Annotated in this window: 13 protein-coding genes; 5 read left to right on the top strand and 8 right to left on the bottom strand. The window is 41.7% G+C overall.

What is annotated here, in order from left to right; translation table 11 throughout:
• Positions 1 to 169: 169 nt before the first annotated feature.
• Together bglS and NSS66_RS22300 are read left to right on the top strand one after the other, a co-directional pair.
• Entirely contained in the window at positions 170 to 883 is a 714-nt protein-coding gene (bglS, locus tag NSS66_RS22305; protein WP_023990437.1) for a beta-glucanase, read from the top strand.
• 767 nt (positions 884 to 1,650) lie between these two features.
• Positions 1,651 to 4,500 (top strand): alpha-amylase family glycosyl hydrolase, encoded by a 2,850-nt coding sequence (locus NSS66_RS22300; RefSeq protein ID WP_110455570.1) that lies wholly within the window; start codon positions 1,651 to 1,653, stop codon positions 4,498 to 4,500.
• Between the two features lie 403 nt (positions 4,501 to 4,903).
• On the opposite strand, the gene NSS66_RS22295 is transcribed toward NSS66_RS22300, so the two are convergent.
• The gene (locus tag NSS66_RS22295) at positions 4,904 to 5,140 is read right to left on the bottom strand and encodes a hypothetical protein (RefSeq protein WP_023990439.1); all 237 of its coding nucleotides are present in this window, start codon (positions 5,138 to 5,140) and stop codon (positions 4,904 to 4,906) included.
• Positions 5,141 to 5,349: 209 nt separating this feature from the next.
• Positions 5,350 to 5,751, bottom strand: coding sequence for a VOC family protein (locus tag NSS66_RS22290; RefSeq protein WP_028541752.1), 402 nt, complete (start codon positions 5,749 to 5,751; stop codon positions 5,350 to 5,352).
• Positions 5,752 to 5,891: 140 nt separating this feature from the next.
• Between NSS66_RS22290 and NSS66_RS26865 the strand changes: the two genes are divergently transcribed.
• Both NSS66_RS26865 and mprF read left to right on the top strand, forming a co-directional pair.
• Positions 5,892 to 5,987 (top strand): hypothetical protein, encoded by a 96-nt coding sequence (locus tag NSS66_RS26865; protein ID WP_176716843.1) that lies wholly within the window; start codon positions 5,892 to 5,894, stop codon positions 5,985 to 5,987.
• Positions 5,988 to 7,101: 1,114 nt separating this feature from the next.
• A complete protein-coding gene (gene mprF / locus NSS66_RS22285; RefSeq protein WP_028541751.1) occupies positions 7,102 to 9,747 on the top strand; it encodes a bifunctional lysylphosphatidylglycerol flippase/synthetase MprF in 2,646 nt (881 codons plus the stop codon).
• Positions 9,748 to 10,081: 334 nt separating this feature from the next.
• Here mprF and NSS66_RS22280 read toward each other — a convergent pair whose 3' ends face one another.
• From NSS66_RS22280 to NSS66_RS22255, 6 genes are all read right to left on the bottom strand, one after another.
• Positions 10,082 to 10,333, bottom strand: coding sequence for an RNA polymerase sigma factor (locus NSS66_RS22280; RefSeq protein ID WP_226887837.1), 252 nt, complete (start codon positions 10,331 to 10,333; stop codon positions 10,082 to 10,084).
• Positions 10,334 to 10,466: 133 nt separating this feature from the next.
• Positions 10,467 to 11,681, bottom strand: a complete 1,215-nt coding sequence (locus tag NSS66_RS22275; protein ID WP_279835098.1) for an ABC transporter permease — start codon at positions 11,679 to 11,681, stop codon at positions 10,467 to 10,469.
• Entirely contained in the window at positions 11,678 to 12,415 is a 738-nt protein-coding gene (locus NSS66_RS22270) for an ABC transporter ATP-binding protein (protein WP_023990444.1), read from the bottom strand. The genes NSS66_RS22275 and NSS66_RS22270 overlap by 4 nt, the downstream gene beginning before the upstream one ends.
• The gene (locus NSS66_RS22265; RefSeq protein ID WP_076295692.1) at positions 12,412 to 13,866 is read right to left on the bottom strand and encodes an efflux RND transporter periplasmic adaptor subunit; all 1,455 of its coding nucleotides are present in this window, start codon (positions 13,864 to 13,866) and stop codon (positions 12,412 to 12,414) included. The genes NSS66_RS22270 and NSS66_RS22265 overlap by 4 nt, the downstream gene beginning before the upstream one ends.
• Before the next feature lie 33 nt (positions 13,867 to 13,899).
• Positions 13,900 to 15,006 (bottom strand): TolC family protein, encoded by a 1,107-nt coding sequence (locus tag NSS66_RS22260; RefSeq protein WP_076295693.1) that lies wholly within the window; start codon positions 15,004 to 15,006, stop codon positions 13,900 to 13,902.
• A gap of 210 nt (positions 15,007 to 15,216) precedes the next feature.
• The gene (locus NSS66_RS22255; RefSeq protein ID WP_023990447.1) at positions 15,217 to 15,891 is read right to left on the bottom strand and encodes a phosphatase PAP2 family protein; all 675 of its coding nucleotides are present in this window, start codon (positions 15,889 to 15,891) and stop codon (positions 15,217 to 15,219) included.
• A gap of 454 nt (positions 15,892 to 16,345) precedes the next feature.
• Here NSS66_RS22255 and NSS66_RS22250 point away from each other — a divergent pair, with 454 nt between their 5' ends.
• Positions 16,346 to 16,927: a class I SAM-dependent methyltransferase gene (locus NSS66_RS22250; RefSeq protein WP_264454492.1), complete on the top strand. Its 582-nt coding sequence runs from the start codon at positions 16,346 to 16,348 to the stop codon at positions 16,925 to 16,927.
• Positions 16,928 to 17,010 lie beyond the last annotated feature (83 nt).

Genomic DNA, 17,010 nt, shown 5'->3' with positions numbered 1-17,010 from the left:
GTTTCAAGCGTTAAGTTTGCTATAGTCTACGCCTCAATTTCAAGCTACAATGAAGATACCAAATATGGAAGCGTTTTATATTTTTTCGGTAAGCCGGTCAATACTTGAAATAATGTATCATTGTCAGCCGCTTCTTTCATGTTTGGTCAATCTTTTATGGAGGTGTAAAATGAAGAAGAAATCTTGGTTTACTTTACTGGCAACTGGAATTGTCTCTCTGTTTTTTTCAGTAAGCGTTTATGCGGGGAATGTTTTTTGGGAACCACTTAATGGTTTCAATTCTGGTGCATGGCAAAAAGCGGATGGATATTCCAATGGGAACATGTTTAATTGCACTTGGCGTGCCAATAATGTCAATTTTACGAACGATGGCAAAATGAAGCTTGGCTTAACAAGTTCTGCGTACAATAAATTTGATTGCGGAGAGTATCGATCGACGAACACTTACAGATACGGCTTATACGAGGTCAGCATGAAGCCGGCTAAAAATACAGGGATCGTATCTTCCTTTTTTACGTATACGGGACCTACTGATGGCACGCAATGGGATGAAATAGATATTGAATTTTTAGGCAAAGACACGACAAAAGTGCAATTCAACTATTATACAAACGGGGTCGGTGGTCACGAGAAGATTGTAGATCTGGGCTTCGATGCATCAAAAGGCTTTCACACCTATGCATTCGATTGGCAGCCAGGATACATTAAGTGGTATGTTGACGGGGTTCTAAAGCATACGGCAACTACAAACATACCAAGCACGCCAGGCAAGATTATGATGAATTTATGGAATGGCACTGGCGTTGACGACTGGCTAGGTTCGTATAATGGAGCGAATCCGCTATACGCTGAATATGATTGGGTAAAATACACGAGCAATTAGCCCATAGTACCAAAAGCAGCCCTGTAGTGGCTGTTTTTTTTGATGATGCATTCGGCCATGAATAAAATCGCTGGAAATCTATTCAAAGCTGGCGATCACCGATGCGCAGCTGAATATAATCAGGCATTTAATAAATCCCCTGTTTAACCCATATGTTTGCGGGTGGTTAGCATTTTCCTGCTTCAATTACTTTAAAGATACCAATACAGGAAAGGGGTTATGTAACTCCAATCGGTTTATAACTCAGGAACCAACTTTAATGAAGGGAAGTCAGACAACAAGTATTACGTTTGAAGGAATCATCCCCGGTTCAGCTTCAAGTTCAAGCTTATATTGCTGTCCATTCCACCTTAGGATACTCACGCTCGCGTTTTCTATTTTCTTTCCTGACCATATACTGCTTATTGACATCTGCTTAGCGACTCGCTTTGATACATTAACATGTGCCTTTCAAGGCTTTTTGGACGTTGGCTTCAATTATGAACAGGCTAGCTTAGGTTTGAAACATGTCCCTAGCAATTCATTGACCAGTAAAAGTATGGATGATATAATCATAAAAGGAAAAAATCATTGGTATAGAGCCCTGTGTGAATGGGCTTTTCTCATAATTTCTTTTGTAAGCGCGTACAATTATTATTTTCCATATATACCACGGAGGAGGCGATCAAAGAATCCATTTTATCAAAATAAATGTCTTTTTTTTTTTTATTTTTAATGCAACCGGTTGCATTATCTATTCCACTAAATATTATCAGGAGGTTGTTAACTTGCTAGGAAAAAAAACTGGGAGTTTTATTTCTTGGTTGATTATTTTGTCGCTTTGCTTCAACTTCTTCGGTTTACCCGGCGTAGCTTCGGCCAGTAGCACCGATTATACAGCCACCTACACGAATTCCACAGCGACTACCCTTCCCTCTACAACCGCTTCGATCACGTCTACCGTTACCGCAACGTATGCACCTACCACAATACCTAAATCAACTCAAACTGGGTTAACGGTTCACTTTAAGAAACCTTCAAGCTGGAATTCAGCGATTCGAATCCATTACTGGAATCTGAATCCGACAACCGTTCCGATAAGCGGAGCGTGGCCGGGAATCCTGATGAAGTCGGATGGAAACGACTGGTACAGCTACACCATTGCCGAGGCCACAGGCTCAAGTCTCATCTTTAATGACGGTAGCGGCAAACAGACGGCCGACTTGTCCCGCAGTGTGAAAGAGGGCTGGTATTACACAGATAACACATGGTATGATACCAGCCCGGAAATGCCTAAAATTCCGGCGATTTCCGCCTCTCCTGTACCCAAAACATATGATTCGTCCCAATCGGTGACGCTTTCCAGCACCAACAGTGACGATAAGATTTACTATACGATAGACGGCTCGACACCTACGACATCCTCTACCTTGTATACCTCTCCAATCCAAGTTGCTTCCTCTTTGACCATTAAGGCCTTCGGTGTCAACTCAATCGGTCAAACTGGAAATGCATCCTCTTTCGCTTATATGATTGACCTGAATTCAGATCTGCAAGCTCCGACAATCACAGCGAATTTGCCTACCAGACATTCCGATTCCTCTGTGACTGTATCCTTCAACCTAAATGATAACAAGGCGGCAACGACCAAGGCATACTACACGGACGATGGTACGGAACCAACCATAAGCTCGAAAGTATATATCCTCGGCAACGCTATGGCCGGATTGACCGGACCGTCCATCCTTATCTCCAAGACCACGACATTAAAATTTCTCGTTATAGACGGCGCTGGCAATCAAACCAAACAAAGCTTTGTTTATAATATTGGAAATAAAGGTGATTTTCGGGAAGATACTATTTACTTCGTGATTACTTCCCGGTTCTATGACGGTGATTCGAGCAACAACATGCACGCATGGGATGATGCCAAGGCGCGTAATCCGGATTCGGACCCGGCTTGGAGAGGGGACTTTAAGGGGCTGATTCAAAAGCTCGATTATATCAAAGCCCTCGGATTCAGCGCCGTCTGGATTACACCTGTTGTGCAGAATGCCAGCGGTTATGATTATCATGGTTACCATGCAATAAATTTCGCCAAAGTAGACCCAAGATATGAATCGGCGGGAGCTTCTTACCAGGATTTGATCAATGCGGCCCATGCCAAAGGGCTGAAGGTTATTCAAGACATCGTTGTCAATCATACCGGTAATTTCGGTGAAGAGAATCTGTACCCCATGTTCAAGAAAGATCCGGCTAAACCGGATACGGCTAACAACTTGGTGAAAACTACGGATAAGCTGCCGTCAAACTATGATACTATGACACCCGATCAGCAGTATCAGGCAAGGCTCGCTTTAATGAAGAACGCGGAAACGAACAATAACATTTACCATACAGAGAAAAGCCTCTCCTGGGAATCCTATACTGTTCAAACTGGTCAGATAGCGGGAGATTGCGTGGATTTGAACACGGAAAACCCTGCAGTTAACGAATATTTAATTGATACCTACAATCACTATATAGACATGGGTGTTGACGCTTTCCGTGTCGATACGGTGAAGCATGTGAGCCGGTATATTTTCAATAAATACTATATTCCTGCCTGGAAGACAAGAGGCGGCTCGGATTTCTATATTTTTGGAGAAGTAGCCACCCGTTACAGAGATGTCTGGAACAGTGGAATTCCGGCGATCTCGACGCCATTCTATACTTGGAAAAGCTCGAAATCGTATCCGGGCGATGGAAAGAATGATTACGCCTCCAATAAAGTGTCGGTTGAACAAGAGTGGGCGGACAACTCTACTACAGCAGGACAGCCAACCTCGAACAATGCTCTCTTAAACGGAAATACCTATCATACGCCTGACTATTCAATGAAATCGGGCATGGATGTGATTGATTTTCCGATGCATTGGGCATTCAAGACCGCGCAGGAAGCATTCAATATGAGAAGTGGTGATCAATACTATAATGATGCTACCTGGAATGTAACCTATATCGACTCGCATGACTATGCGCCCGACCAGGCTCCGGAAAATCAAAGATTTGCGGGCACACAGGACACTTGGGCCGAGAATCTCGATCTGATGTTCACCTTCCGCGGAATACCCGCTATCTTCTATGGTTCCGAAATCGAATTCCAAAAGGGGGCTGTCATTGATCCGGGTCCAAACGCACCGCTAAGCAAAACGGGACGGGCTTATTACGGCGATCACATGGAAGGCAGTGTTACAGTACAAGATTACGGCAAATACACAAATGCTACCGGCACGCTTGCGGAATCGCTCAACCATCCTCTGGCCAAACATATCAGACAGCTTAATTTAATCAGAAGAGCTGTTCCCGCCTTGCAAAAAGGACAGTATTCCACAGAGAATGTAACGGGCAATCTGGCGTTTAAGAGAAGATATACCGACAGCGCCAAAGGCATTGACAGCTTTGCATTGGTCACGATTTCAGGAAACGCCACATTTACCGGAATTCCGAACGGAACCTATGTGGATGCGGTGACTGGTAATTCCAAAACCGTTACTGATGGCAAGATTACCCTGACATGCTCCGGCAAAGGAAACGCAAGGGTATATGTATTGAATGGCAGCGGTGGAATTGGAGAAACGGGAACCTATCTGAAGTAAACGGCAGTAAGTCTTAGTTAACTGAAGCAACCTCAGTTCGGTATTGCACCGTGCTAAGGTTGCTTCCAATTAAAAAGTATATCCAAGAGAGAGAGTCAGGATATTGCTCTGGACTAAATTTTTAACGGATGGGGAGTGAACCAAGATGCACCAACGACAGCTTCTATGTGCGTACATTCCTCCGTATATTTAATGACCAACAACCATCAAGTATTAACGGGTTCTGACCGGTCATCCGGATATGTTCTACCGCATACAACGGGTACAAGCGTTAGACCAAAAGTACCTAAAGCATATGATAATTGAGGATGTCCTTCATGAATGTATAATGCTATTGCCATAATAATGATAGGCAAAACTGTAATACAATCATTATAGTTGTTTCCTCCATTTGCATTGTATTTCACACACGTTTCTTTAACAATTCTTTCAGCTGTGTGTTCGGGTCAGCAAAAGACTGAATAATCTCCTTTATACCTTCTAGAACGTTTTTTGAAGTTGTTAGATACAAATCTATTACTTCCGCAGGCCAGCTGTTAAAGTTGGCCGTGATTTTTATAACTTCTGTTCTTAAAGAAAAAGCACTTAAATTATTAGGGTCTAATCCCGCATTATTAAGCAAATGGGTCAATCCATGCACAAGTTCTACTCTTGAGCGATCGAGATTTTCAAAAGGATTGGAAATATCTAATATATCCCTTTAGCTTAGGGATAGCCCAGGTGATTTGTATAAATTTAACCCACGAATTTTTCCTTCTAAGCAACGATTTTGATTTGAATTACGGATATGAGATTATAGGGGGTGTAAAAAACGCCGGTGACCTTAAGGAGGTGACCGGCGTTTTCATATTAGCGTTTCGGCATTTTGCTCTCATCCATGTACAGCAGGTTCCAGCGGTGACCGTCCAGGTCGGCAAATCCTGCGCCGTACATCCAGCCGTCAATTTCACTCGGTTTGCCAAAGATGTTTCCTCCGGCAAACTCTACTTTTTGAATAAAGGCATCTACTTCTTCTCTGCTTTCAGCGCCAATGGAAAATATTACTTCTGCGGTATGGGAAGTATCTGCGATTTTTGAACCTGTAAATTTCTCAAACGCCGCATCCGGGAACAGCAGAATCGTTGTTTGGCCTATGGCAAGCTTGGCTCTCTCGTTACCAACGCTAGCCGCATGTAATCCAATCTCATTGAAAAAGGCAGTTGACCTCTCAACATCTTTGACCGGCAGATTAATCCAGATCTCCTGTGACATGGCTGTAGCCTCCTGGAATATATTTTCAACTGCTCCTACTATACTCTACTTCTGGCAGCAGAAGCGAATCTTATAAAAGAAACCGCAAGGTATGACATTCCTGTCATGCATTCTGCGGTTTCCTTAGTAAACTTATTTACTTGACTGCTCCAGCATCGTCTCCGTCAAGGTATCGATCTAGCCAAGAATGGATTTCGCATCAAAGTAATGACTCTCTTACAACAATTCTGCACTAGCTTCCAGTCAGTTGGGTATATTGAATGCGCATGCCGATAATGGATACCCAAAGGTGTCACTGAAGCAAAATCATATATTTTCAAAGAATCTGATTTTAGGGGCATCATCGTTCTTCCCTTTAGCTTATAACTATATTTATTGGAAATAAGATTTTTTATATTCACAAAACAATAAAATATCCGAGTATCAATAAACCAAATACGATTCAGTCAAGAATATATTCAACTCTTCATGCGTAGCTAGAGCTTTCACACTGAATTCCGTCTTTTAACCGAGATGGGGAGCGCTGAAGCTTAATCATGGAGCTTGCAACTGGAGCACTTGCGTAGGAAGCCCTGTTCAACTTTAACGATGAAGAGTCTTAGCGAAAGAATCTCCATTTCAAGTTATTACTTAGCTATACAAATTCTTTAGATTTTCTTTAGAAATATACTCATTAATTCCTTAGTTTTTTTTATTATGCTTTCTGCATTGAAAGAAAGAGAGAGAAGTAAAAAATGGTTAGATATAACCTAAAAATTTATTAATTCCTAGGGCTATCTATTCTTATTTCGCCCTCTCTCTGAGTTCTTTTAGAATACAATCCCATATGAAACTACATCTAGTATCCTCGTATCTGGCCCACGGTAAGGATGAAGCGTACGTAGCCACAATAATTGAACATAAACCCGCTTGTATACTCCCATCAACAATGCCGATCGTACGGAGTTGTTCATAGAGATTGCGCTAGGTGTAATCATCACACAGTACCCCGCAGGCAGCTTATTCACAGCCACTGCTAACTGAACCAAGTAGTTTGCTTGCCAGGCGGATATGGAAGCTATACTTAACCTGCTAGTTTATTTTGCTGACGCTATTTGTCCTAGCAACGCAGTTTGAATGAAAATGCTAACGGTTTACTGCTGGGTTCCTCCCCAAGAGTACTGATGGCTTGGGTCACGGACGAAGATCTCCTTCATTTACTGGATCTAATTAACCCCCGACCCCGAAAATGTCTGGATTGGAGGACCGCTCACGAATCTTTCACAGAAGTCCTGTCGCACTTGGTTTGACAATCCGTCTTGTATTAAAAATATCGATATTATTTTGTCCGAAGGTGGAGTCGACGACACAATGAGAGAATTGCTTCGAAAGCTTAAAATTTTACAGCTATTTTTGGCTTTGTACCGTGCTAAAATTATTAGGATACTGATTCCTGTAGCTATTTTAGTCATTATCTATGTATATGGAAGACACGAAATTCAGAATATTAACTTAGCTAAAATTATTTATGAATTACGCATGATGCCCGTTCATGTCGTTATTCAATTGATCATTGCTTCTTTTATAGCGGTATCTGTAATGAGTACTTATGATTATTTAATACGAAAACAATTTAAGCTTGATATCAATTGGAAAACGACTTATCGATATGCATGGATAGCCAATACATTTAACAATATGATTGGGTTCGCTGGTCTTACCGGTCTAGGACTACGTACATTACTGTATAAGAGAAGTGGCGTTCCTATGAAAACAATGGGAGCTGCTGCACTCTTTTTATCGCCTATCGTATTAGTCGGTCTATCTTTACTTGGCTGTCTTGTACTGGTCGGTGTTTTTCCTGTAGAACCTATTTTTGAACAACTTCCTTGGCTTCGTATCGGTGTATGGGGAGTTTCATTGTACTTACCGTTCTTCCTATTAATGCAACGATCTTCCCTGTTCGCCAAATGGTTTCATAAGGGCGATGGCAAGTTACCTTGGAAAGTAGTCATCGCTTCTCTAGGTTCCTCTGTTCTAGAGTGGGCTTGTGCAGGGGTATTATTTTGGTTATTCACTTTTAATGATCTGAATCATTTACCGTTTGCCCCGGTATTCGGTGTGTATATTGTAGCAGCAATTGCAGGGATTATTAGTATGGCGCCAGGTGGTATTGGAGCATTTGATCTGATCGTGTTGCTTGGACTTCAGACATTAGGTGTTGATCCATCACGTGCACTAACGATTTTGTTATTGTTCCGCATTTTTTACTTTGTAGTTCCTTGGTTGATCGGTCTTGTGCTAGCTACGTTTGAGATGAGTCCGAACAGTAAACAAATGCGTGAAATGATTACAACTAGTCTGGACGCTTCACGTAACACATGGGTCAAATTCTGGGGCTGGCCTTCTCATTTCGGTCTACTTAGTGATCTAGGAGCATGGGCGCTTGGAAAGTTAGTATTCACCAGTGGTATCATATTACTACTTTCTGCGGCTACCCCAGGCCTAATTGCTCGCCTACGTTTTATGGAACATGTGTTATCTTTACCTATTATGCGTTTTTCAGAACAGTTATCTGTGACTATCGGTATTATGCTTATTGTCGTATCACGTGGTATTTCAATGCGTACTCGTCGCGCTTACATATGGACAGGAGCATTGTTGTTAGCAGGTGCTATCTTCACATTTGCCAAAGGGTTCGATTACGAGGAAGCTATTATTTTACTTATTGTTGCATTGGTGCTATGGATATCTCGGGCTCGATTTAACAGTGAAAGTGCTAGTATTTCTTTACGTAGTATCTGGATTTGGGCGTTCCTTGCTTTTATCTCATCGTTATCGTATTACGTTATTGGTACACATATTCATCCAGCTATTTTGCGACATCTACCAATGCGTGCTCAACAATGGTTTTTGAACCCGCATGAATATGCAGTGACGGCTCTTGTTGGATTAATCGGTGCTTTAATTTTAATGGCATCTATATTCACCTTACGCCCGCATCGCTACACAGGAATACGTCCAGATGAGGCGGGTATAGAGAAATTAACTCAATTTATTGCCAAAGAAGACGGTAATCTTTTGACTCATCTTCTCTATCTAGGAGACAAAAATTTTTATTGGGCGCAAAATGATCAAATTTTAATTCCCTATTCTCGAGTGCGTCACAAATTAATTGTACTTGGCGACCCAGTTGGTAATAAAAATCTTGTCTCTGCTGCGATTCAAGAATTTCAGAGGTATGCGGATCAGTATGCATTAACCGTTGTTTTTTATCAAGCAACACCTGAATATCTATCGATCTATCATGAGAATGGTTACAAATTCTTCAAACTAGGCGAAGAAGCTTTGGTTCCTCTAACTACATTCACATTAAGTGGGAAAAGTAAGCAGAACTTGCGAACTGCTAAAAATAAATCAGATCGTGAAGGTCAAATATTTGAAGTGCTTGCCCCACCCTATCATTCAGAATTACTGTCTGAATTACGTCAGATTTCGGATGAGTGGCTAGGCGATCGTAAAGAAAAAGCTTATTCTTTAGGCTGGTTCAACGAAGCGTATATTCAACGCTCTCCCTTAACATTGCTTCGTAATGCTGAGGGTCACATTTTGGCTTTTGCAACATTAGCTCCAGCTTATGACCAAAATAAAGTGATCTCAATTGATCTGATGCGCCATTTGAATGATACACCGAATGGAACGATGGATGTGTTATTTGTACGTATAATTGAATGGGCAAAAGAACAAGGTTATTCTTATTTCAATTTGGGTATGTCTCCTCTCTCCAGTGTGGGTGAAAATCAGAATGCGCATCGTGAAGAAAAATTAGCTCGGCTGGTGTTCCGATATGGTGGGCACTGGTATGGATTTGAGGGATTGCGCCGTTACAAGGAAAAATTCTCACCTGAATGGCAAGCAAGATATTTAGCTTATCCGGCAGGTATGACACTTCCAATGCTTACGCTGGATCTTGTCCGACTGGTATCTCGTCGTCCAGAACAAGTAGAGCTTCTTTAACCTTCAGAATAAATTCTTTGGATAGGCTACAGTTACGTGGACTGAAAAAATGAGGGTAATAGAATGAAAGTAATTATTTTTCACGGTTAGATATTCGCAATTCCTTCACATCCTAAGGTGGTCAAATGACCACCTTTTAATGTTTTGACTCAACTATTCTACCTACACTCTTCTAGACATAAAAAACGTGGTTTATTGTATTAGATAACAGATAAACTAGAGGTATTAGTTGGATCAATAAAAAGATATTTAAGGATCAGAGCTTGAAAAAAAAGCTCTTTCAGCAAAAAGAATACTGTCAGTCCTACTGCTTATTAGGTTCTTCCCAATCAGTTCATGAAATATATCTTAATTTAATATGTTTAGAAGCTCTGTACAGCGACGACTTCACGGCAGCTTCGCTCTTGTTTAAAATTTTAGCTGTTTCTTTTATGGAGTATCCTTGGACTAGGCGCAATTCGAGTACAGTCCTTTGCTCGTCATTACTTACCATCAAAAGAATTCGCTCGACTTCCTCTTGAATTACAAAATCGAGGGTATCCCAGTGATAATCAAATAGTTCTCTATGTGAAGAGTATTCTCTCATCTTTTTTCGTTTTCTTAATACATCTATAGCAAGATTTTTGGCATTACTTTTCCTTCCTGTTTCGATTGCTTTTCAACAAATACTGCACCCTCAACAATACCTATTTACGTTTCATGAACATTTTTCAATAAAATTATTCGTATCTCAATGCATCTATCGGCTTCAATCTCGCTGCTTTATAAGCTGGGTATACCCCAAATAAGATACCTATACCTGCAGAGCTAAGAAACGAATATATGATCGGCGAGACCGTGAATTCAATGGTCATACGAGTTGTTGCTTCAATTATTTTAGACGCTCCTATGCCAGCAGCAACCCCAAGTATACCTCCCATTAGACCGAAAATGACTGCTTCGAACAGGAATTGAATCATAATATCTCTAGGCTTGGCGCCAATCGCTTTGCGAATACCGATTTCTCTTGTACGCTCTATAACGGAGACCATCATAATATTCATAATTCCGATTCCCCCTACCACGAGCGATATTGCGGCTACACCTCCCAGCAATTTGCTCATGATATCATCTACACCCAAAGCTGCACCTGCTGCTTCGGACAGACTCATAGTTTGAAATTGATCCGGTTCTGAGGGTTTTAGCTGATGCGTCACACGCAAGCTCCCCAATATATCTGAACGAGCTTGATCCATCATAGCTGGTGACTTGGCGGAGACATCCAGGCTGGTGATATTTCTCTCACCCAGACGGTTCATCATGGTTGTAGCAGGGATGTAAATTTGATCATTTGTACTGCGGCTTAAATTCGTAACGGGCTGAGAATTCAATACTCCGATCACTTTGAAGGGGATCTGTTTAATTTGAAACGTTCGTCCCACCACGTTTTTGGTATCCCCACCAAAAAGACGTACAACCGCTTGGCTTTCCAGAATAGCAACATTCATACGTTTATCCAACTCATCGTTGGTAAATGTCCTGCCTTCAGCAAAGGAAAACTTTTTAACTTTATAAAATGAAGCGGATGTTCCTATAATAGTTGCATTATAGTTATATCGACCCCATACAACTTTTGAATTGCTCGAAATACTGGGCATTAATGCCGCAATCGAACTCTTTTGTTCCATTGCCTTGATATCAGCCCACGTAAAGGAGGGCAAGTTGTCCCCATTGACTTCTTCCTCGGTCATTGGCATGGCTGGAGCAACCATAATCACGTTATTCCCTAGACTATTTATTTCCTCCTTAATACTGGCTTTAGAACCGTTTCCGATTGCCATAATGGCAATAACCGCTGCCACCCCAATAATAATACCGAGTATCGTTAAAAATGAACGCATCTTGTTGGTGGTTAAGCTATTCATTGATACACGGATCGTTTCCATCACATTCATAGGCTTACCGTCCTTGATGAAATTCGTCTATTCGTAATTTGCTCATCCCGCTCAATATTGCCATCCCGAAAACTAATCAATCGTTTGGCATATTCAGCTATTTCCAGCTCATGAGTAACCAGAACTATAGTTTTTCCCAGCTCATTCAACCCTTGAAACAGTTCCATAATCTCAATACTCGTTTTCGTATCCAGTGCGCCCGTAGGTTCATCTGCCAGCAGAATAACAGGATTATTTACCAATGCACGTGCAATGGAGACACGCTGCTGCTGACCACCAGAAAGCTCGTTAGGCTTGTTATACATCCGTTCGGCAAGGCCAACGCTTCGTAGCGCCTCCACGGCTCGTTCCCGGCGTTCCTTGGCAGGTATACCTGCATACATCATAGGTAGCTCTACATTGGCTAATGCTGTAGTTCGGGGAAGTAAATAAAATTTTTGAAACACAAAACCTAGTTTCTGATTTCTAATCTCCGAAAGTTCGTTCTCACGAGCATCCAATATGGAATACCCATCCAGGTAGTATTTTCCGGTATCCGGATGATCCAGGCAACCAATGACATTCATCATGGTAGACTTGCCCGAACCAGAGGGTCCCATGATAGCAACAAACTCACCTTCGCTAATGGATAAATTCACGCTGCGCAGAGCCTGAATCTCCTGACCGCCTACTTCATACATTTTTTTCAGTTCTTTAATTTCGATCACCGTTTTATTGGATTGAGTTTCGCTCATTGTGCCTGCCCCCCTCCACTGCCATTCGGATCAGCACTGCTGTTCTGAGGAGGAATAACAATAGTTTCGCCTTCCTTGACACCAGACTTGATTTCGGCCTGATCCGCTGTATATACGCCTAGTTTCACCGGTCTAAATCCATAATCAGCAGGATTTGCCGCGTTCTTCGCCACATATACTCCATCTACACCACCTTCAGATCTCAATGCAAACAATGGCACAGACAGCGCGTCTTTGTGTTCAGCTAACAGAAGGGATACATCCATGTTCATCCCCGGTTGCAGCCTTATTTTTTGGCTATCCAAAGACAATTCAACTTTGTATGTAGTCACATTGGATTCCACAACTGGCTCTGGAGAAACAAAAAGAACTTCTCCTTTGAATTGCTTGTCCGGAAATGAATTGGTATGCATTGTAGCCTGAAGTCCGGTCTTCAATTTGGCGATATCACTTTCGTTAACCTTGGCACTAACCTTCATGACCCCTGTATTGGAGTTATTCATTATGATAAAAGGTGCAGTAGGACTGGTGCCCACATCGCCGTTGACCTTCAAAACAATCCCATCCCACGGCGCCGTAACCTGTAATTTATTCAGAACACTTTTCTTTTGCTCCAACTCTGTTTCGGCCTGCTGTAAAGAAGCCTGTGCAGATTGAATGTTGGAAGCTTCAGGCGGGGACTGTGCTGCCTTTAATTGAATTAAAGCGGTTTTATAACCCATTTCAGCATCTTCAATAGCCTGGTTTTGTCTGATCTGTGCCTTCTTGTATTGAAGCTCGGCATTACTCATATCCAATTTTGCCTTATCCAAGCTTTGCTTGGCCGTCGCCAGGTCACTTTCTGCGGCCGCATCATTCTGAACTAGATAAGTCTGGTCATCATAATCCTTCTGGGCTTTATCCAAGGTCACCTTGGCAACCTCTTTTTGTGCAGCGGCTTCCTCTAACTCCATCCCGTCCTTGGCTGTTTTAATCGCCATCTGTGTCTTTAGGACATTTGCCTTCTGGAGCTCAATATCAATTTGCTTTGGTCCACGCTTGGCTTCCTCTAGCTTGGCCCTTGCAATCGCAACATTGGACTGGGCATCTTTAATTTGTAATTTGGCATCTGAATCATCTAAACGAGCTAAAACCTGGCCCGCCTTAACACTATCTCCTGCTTTGACATTGACCGCAATGAGCTTGGCACCCTCGACATTTGTAAAATTAATATTCACTTCCTTGGAAGCCTGAACGGTCCCAGTCACGGCAAGCGATTCGGTTATATTGTTTTTTTTCACCTGAACAATCTGATTCGCAGGACCCTCCACGGGCTTTTCCTGCCCCCTATTCATATAAACAGTACCACCGATTCCCACTATAATGATCAAGGCCAGAATACCTATGATCACTTTTAATCTTCTTTTTTTTCTTAATATTTGCAATGCATCTTTTTTTACTGTTTCCGGCAATGTCATATCCCCTTAAATATATTTTTTTAAATCCTATACACTCCACGGTTTGTTTAAAGCATGTTGTAACTGTGTCATTTGAACAATCAATTCATCCATATTCCGTTCTATTTGCTTCACTTTTAACTGATTAGTAGCGACCTCCATACCTGTGGCAAATCCCCGTTCCTTTTTTTTACGAGAAATGTTTAATACTTTATTAGCGTTCTGCAGATTACTTTGCAGTTGTTCGTATTGCTCATCATTTTGCTGTAAATTAAAGTACATACTCTTCAATGTTTCTGCCAATTGGTCTTTGGTATTTTCCAGTCCACCTTGTGCTGAATCTACATCAATCTGTTTAATTTCATAATCATCATTCCCTGAGTTCCACGTGTAATATTTAACTTCCATCTTTGCCAGCTTGACAGCCTCCTCCTGTCTCCATACCGAAGGACTCGCCGAAATGGCACGTGTCACAAGCGTATCCAAATTCGTGCTATCCATTTTTCGGTAAACAGGTCGATCCACCAGTTCATAGACCGTACCTTGCGGTTGCCCCATTTGGGTATTTAGTGAATCCATCGCTTTTTGCAACGCAGCTTTTGCAATCTCTATATTTTTTTGTGCTTCTATACGAGTCTGAATAATGCTGCTTTGATCACTTGGAGAAATTTTCCCACGGTTGGCTTTTGCCTCAGCAGCTTTTTCCTCCAATAATGCAAGCGAAAGTGCATCCTCACTGCTCTTCACCTTGTTATCAGCCAGAAGTACCTCATAATAGTTCTTCATTGTAGTGTAGTCTGTCTGATCTTGGGCAAGCTCGATTTGCTTCTTGGATTCCAGATAAGAAACCGTCGATGAGGCATACCCCTTCCATGCTGAACTACTGGCCGCATCCTCTTCTCCATTACCTGTACCTGCGGGAATGAAGTCCAGATTCTTACCTGCATTTTTCAAGTTAATCCGATTGCGATCTATCGTTTGCTGGGCCTCCTTCAAGCTAAAGCTATTGGATCGCGCCCATTGCTGGGCTTGACTCAATGTTAGTTTCACACTTGCATTGGAAGCCAATTGCTGCCCCTCTGCTTGAACAAAGGACCCTGAAAAAGAACTGGTTGATAAGGCCAACAGCAATAAAATGAACATACGTTTTTTCATAGAACCCCCTCTTTCTATTTTTAAATAATTGTACAAACACATTCTTATATGAATTATCTATTGTTCTCTTTTGAGCAACTACAAATGAATCATAGACACGTGCAGATTGCTTTCTGCTTTGGCTAAAAGTATTTCGGGATGAAACGATCTAGCAATGTAATCATATGTCAGGGTTTTCTCATAAAATGAGATATGAATGAGCGTCTCTCTTTACTCAGCAGAAACATGACGCTCGCCTCCTTTCAGAGTCAGGCGATTTCTATGTCCCCGTAGGTATGATAAGGCTATGCCCGCCGATCGGTACAACAGCTCTCCGGCTAGGATACCGCCAACGACATCTGCTAGTACATGCTGCTTGACCAGCAAAGTGGACGCTATAATGACAATAGACATCGCGGTGACTGCCCAGCGAATCGTTCTTCCGAATACCCTTGCTCCACGAAGCATCAGGTAGCTGGTTAGCACATGAATGCTCGGGAAACAGTTAAACGGCTGGTCATGGCTGTACACCAACCAGACCAAACGGTTGATGACGCCTGTCTGGGCTAGATTGTCTGGACGGTGAACAGCCGTTTGGAAAAGGGCATAGACGATATAAGAAAGGATCAGCCCTCCACAGAGCGCAAGTAGCGTCCGGTAATAAGCTGTTCTGTCCTTGAACGCAAGTCCGATCAGTACAGATGCAATGAACGGGTACCAAAGAACATAAGGAATAATAAAGGACGGAACGAATGGCGTTAGGCGATCTAGATCCGTTACGAGGCTATAGACGTGTTCGGTAGGATGGTTAAGTATACCGTAAAAAATATACAATAACGGAACCACTGTAAGCCATAGAAGAGACAGCCAAGTTGAAAGGAAGGATTGTTTTGTAGGGTGAGTCACGTTATCATCTCCTGATTAGGTTTATCTATAGCAATGAACCCATCATAATGATAAACTCTGAAGAACTTTAGAGGATTTTTCTAAAGAATTTCTTAACATTAGTTGGTAAGGGGTAGTCCCTCTCGCATCTTATTTATAGGGAATCTTATCAACAATTTACGTAATAAAAAGCCTCGCCAACTTTTTTGTTGGCAAGGCTTTTTGGGTTCTTCAATCAGATCAGCTTTCTGATTTTCATGCACTTCTTGCAAACTTCGAGTCTGAATAGTGTACATATCTTCAGATTTTCTTTAGATATATCCTCGTAAAATCCTTAGATTTTTTCGTTACTATTTTTATATTGATATAAATAACAAAACGAGGAGATATGGCAATATGTTTTGGATTATTCCTTCCAGTTGTTCGGTATATCATCCCTTTATTTGTTGGGTACCCAAAAGGGAGAAATTAAATAATGGGGGAAAAACAGTTGAATATCAGTGAATGTCTACTTTTTTTGCAAGGATTTCTCACAAATCCACAACGAGTAGGAAGTGTTATACCTAGCTCCCGATTTCTAGCAGCTAAAATCGTTGAGTCTATACCATGGAATGAGGTAAAGGCAGTCGCAGAACTCGGGTCAGGTACAGGTGCTATTACACGTTTCATGAAGCCACATTTAACCGGATCAACAAGAGTGCTATTGTTCGAAAGGGATAAGAAAATGAGAGCTACTCTGAAGACAAAATACTCGGATTTCGCGTGTCATTCAAACGCTTGCCAATTAATCAAAAAATTGAATCAAGATGACATCGGCCAGCTTGATTGTATTATTAGCGGATTGCCATTTTTTAATTTTACGAGTGAAATGCGAGAAACCTTACTCAATCAGATTATTAAGGCACTAAAACCAGAAGGGATTTTTGTCGCTTATCAGTACTCACTTCAAATGAAAAAAAAATTTGCCGAAGATTTAATCATCGAAAAAATCGAGTTCGTACCTTTCAATTTCCCTCCAGCTTTTGTATATACCTGTCGCAAAAGGGGGGGGCAATAATCGGTATTAATAAACTTTTCGTAGCAATCATTGGGTTTGCCTTAATTATAGAATTTTAGTAGCCGTAATCATAAAAAGTAGGA

Source organism: Paenibacillus sp. FSL R10-2748 (assembly GCF_038005565.1).
Lineage (GTDB): Bacteria > Bacillota > Bacilli > Paenibacillales > Paenibacillaceae > Paenibacillus > Paenibacillus polymyxa_B.
This window is presented reverse-complemented; position numbering and strand designations above follow the sequence as displayed.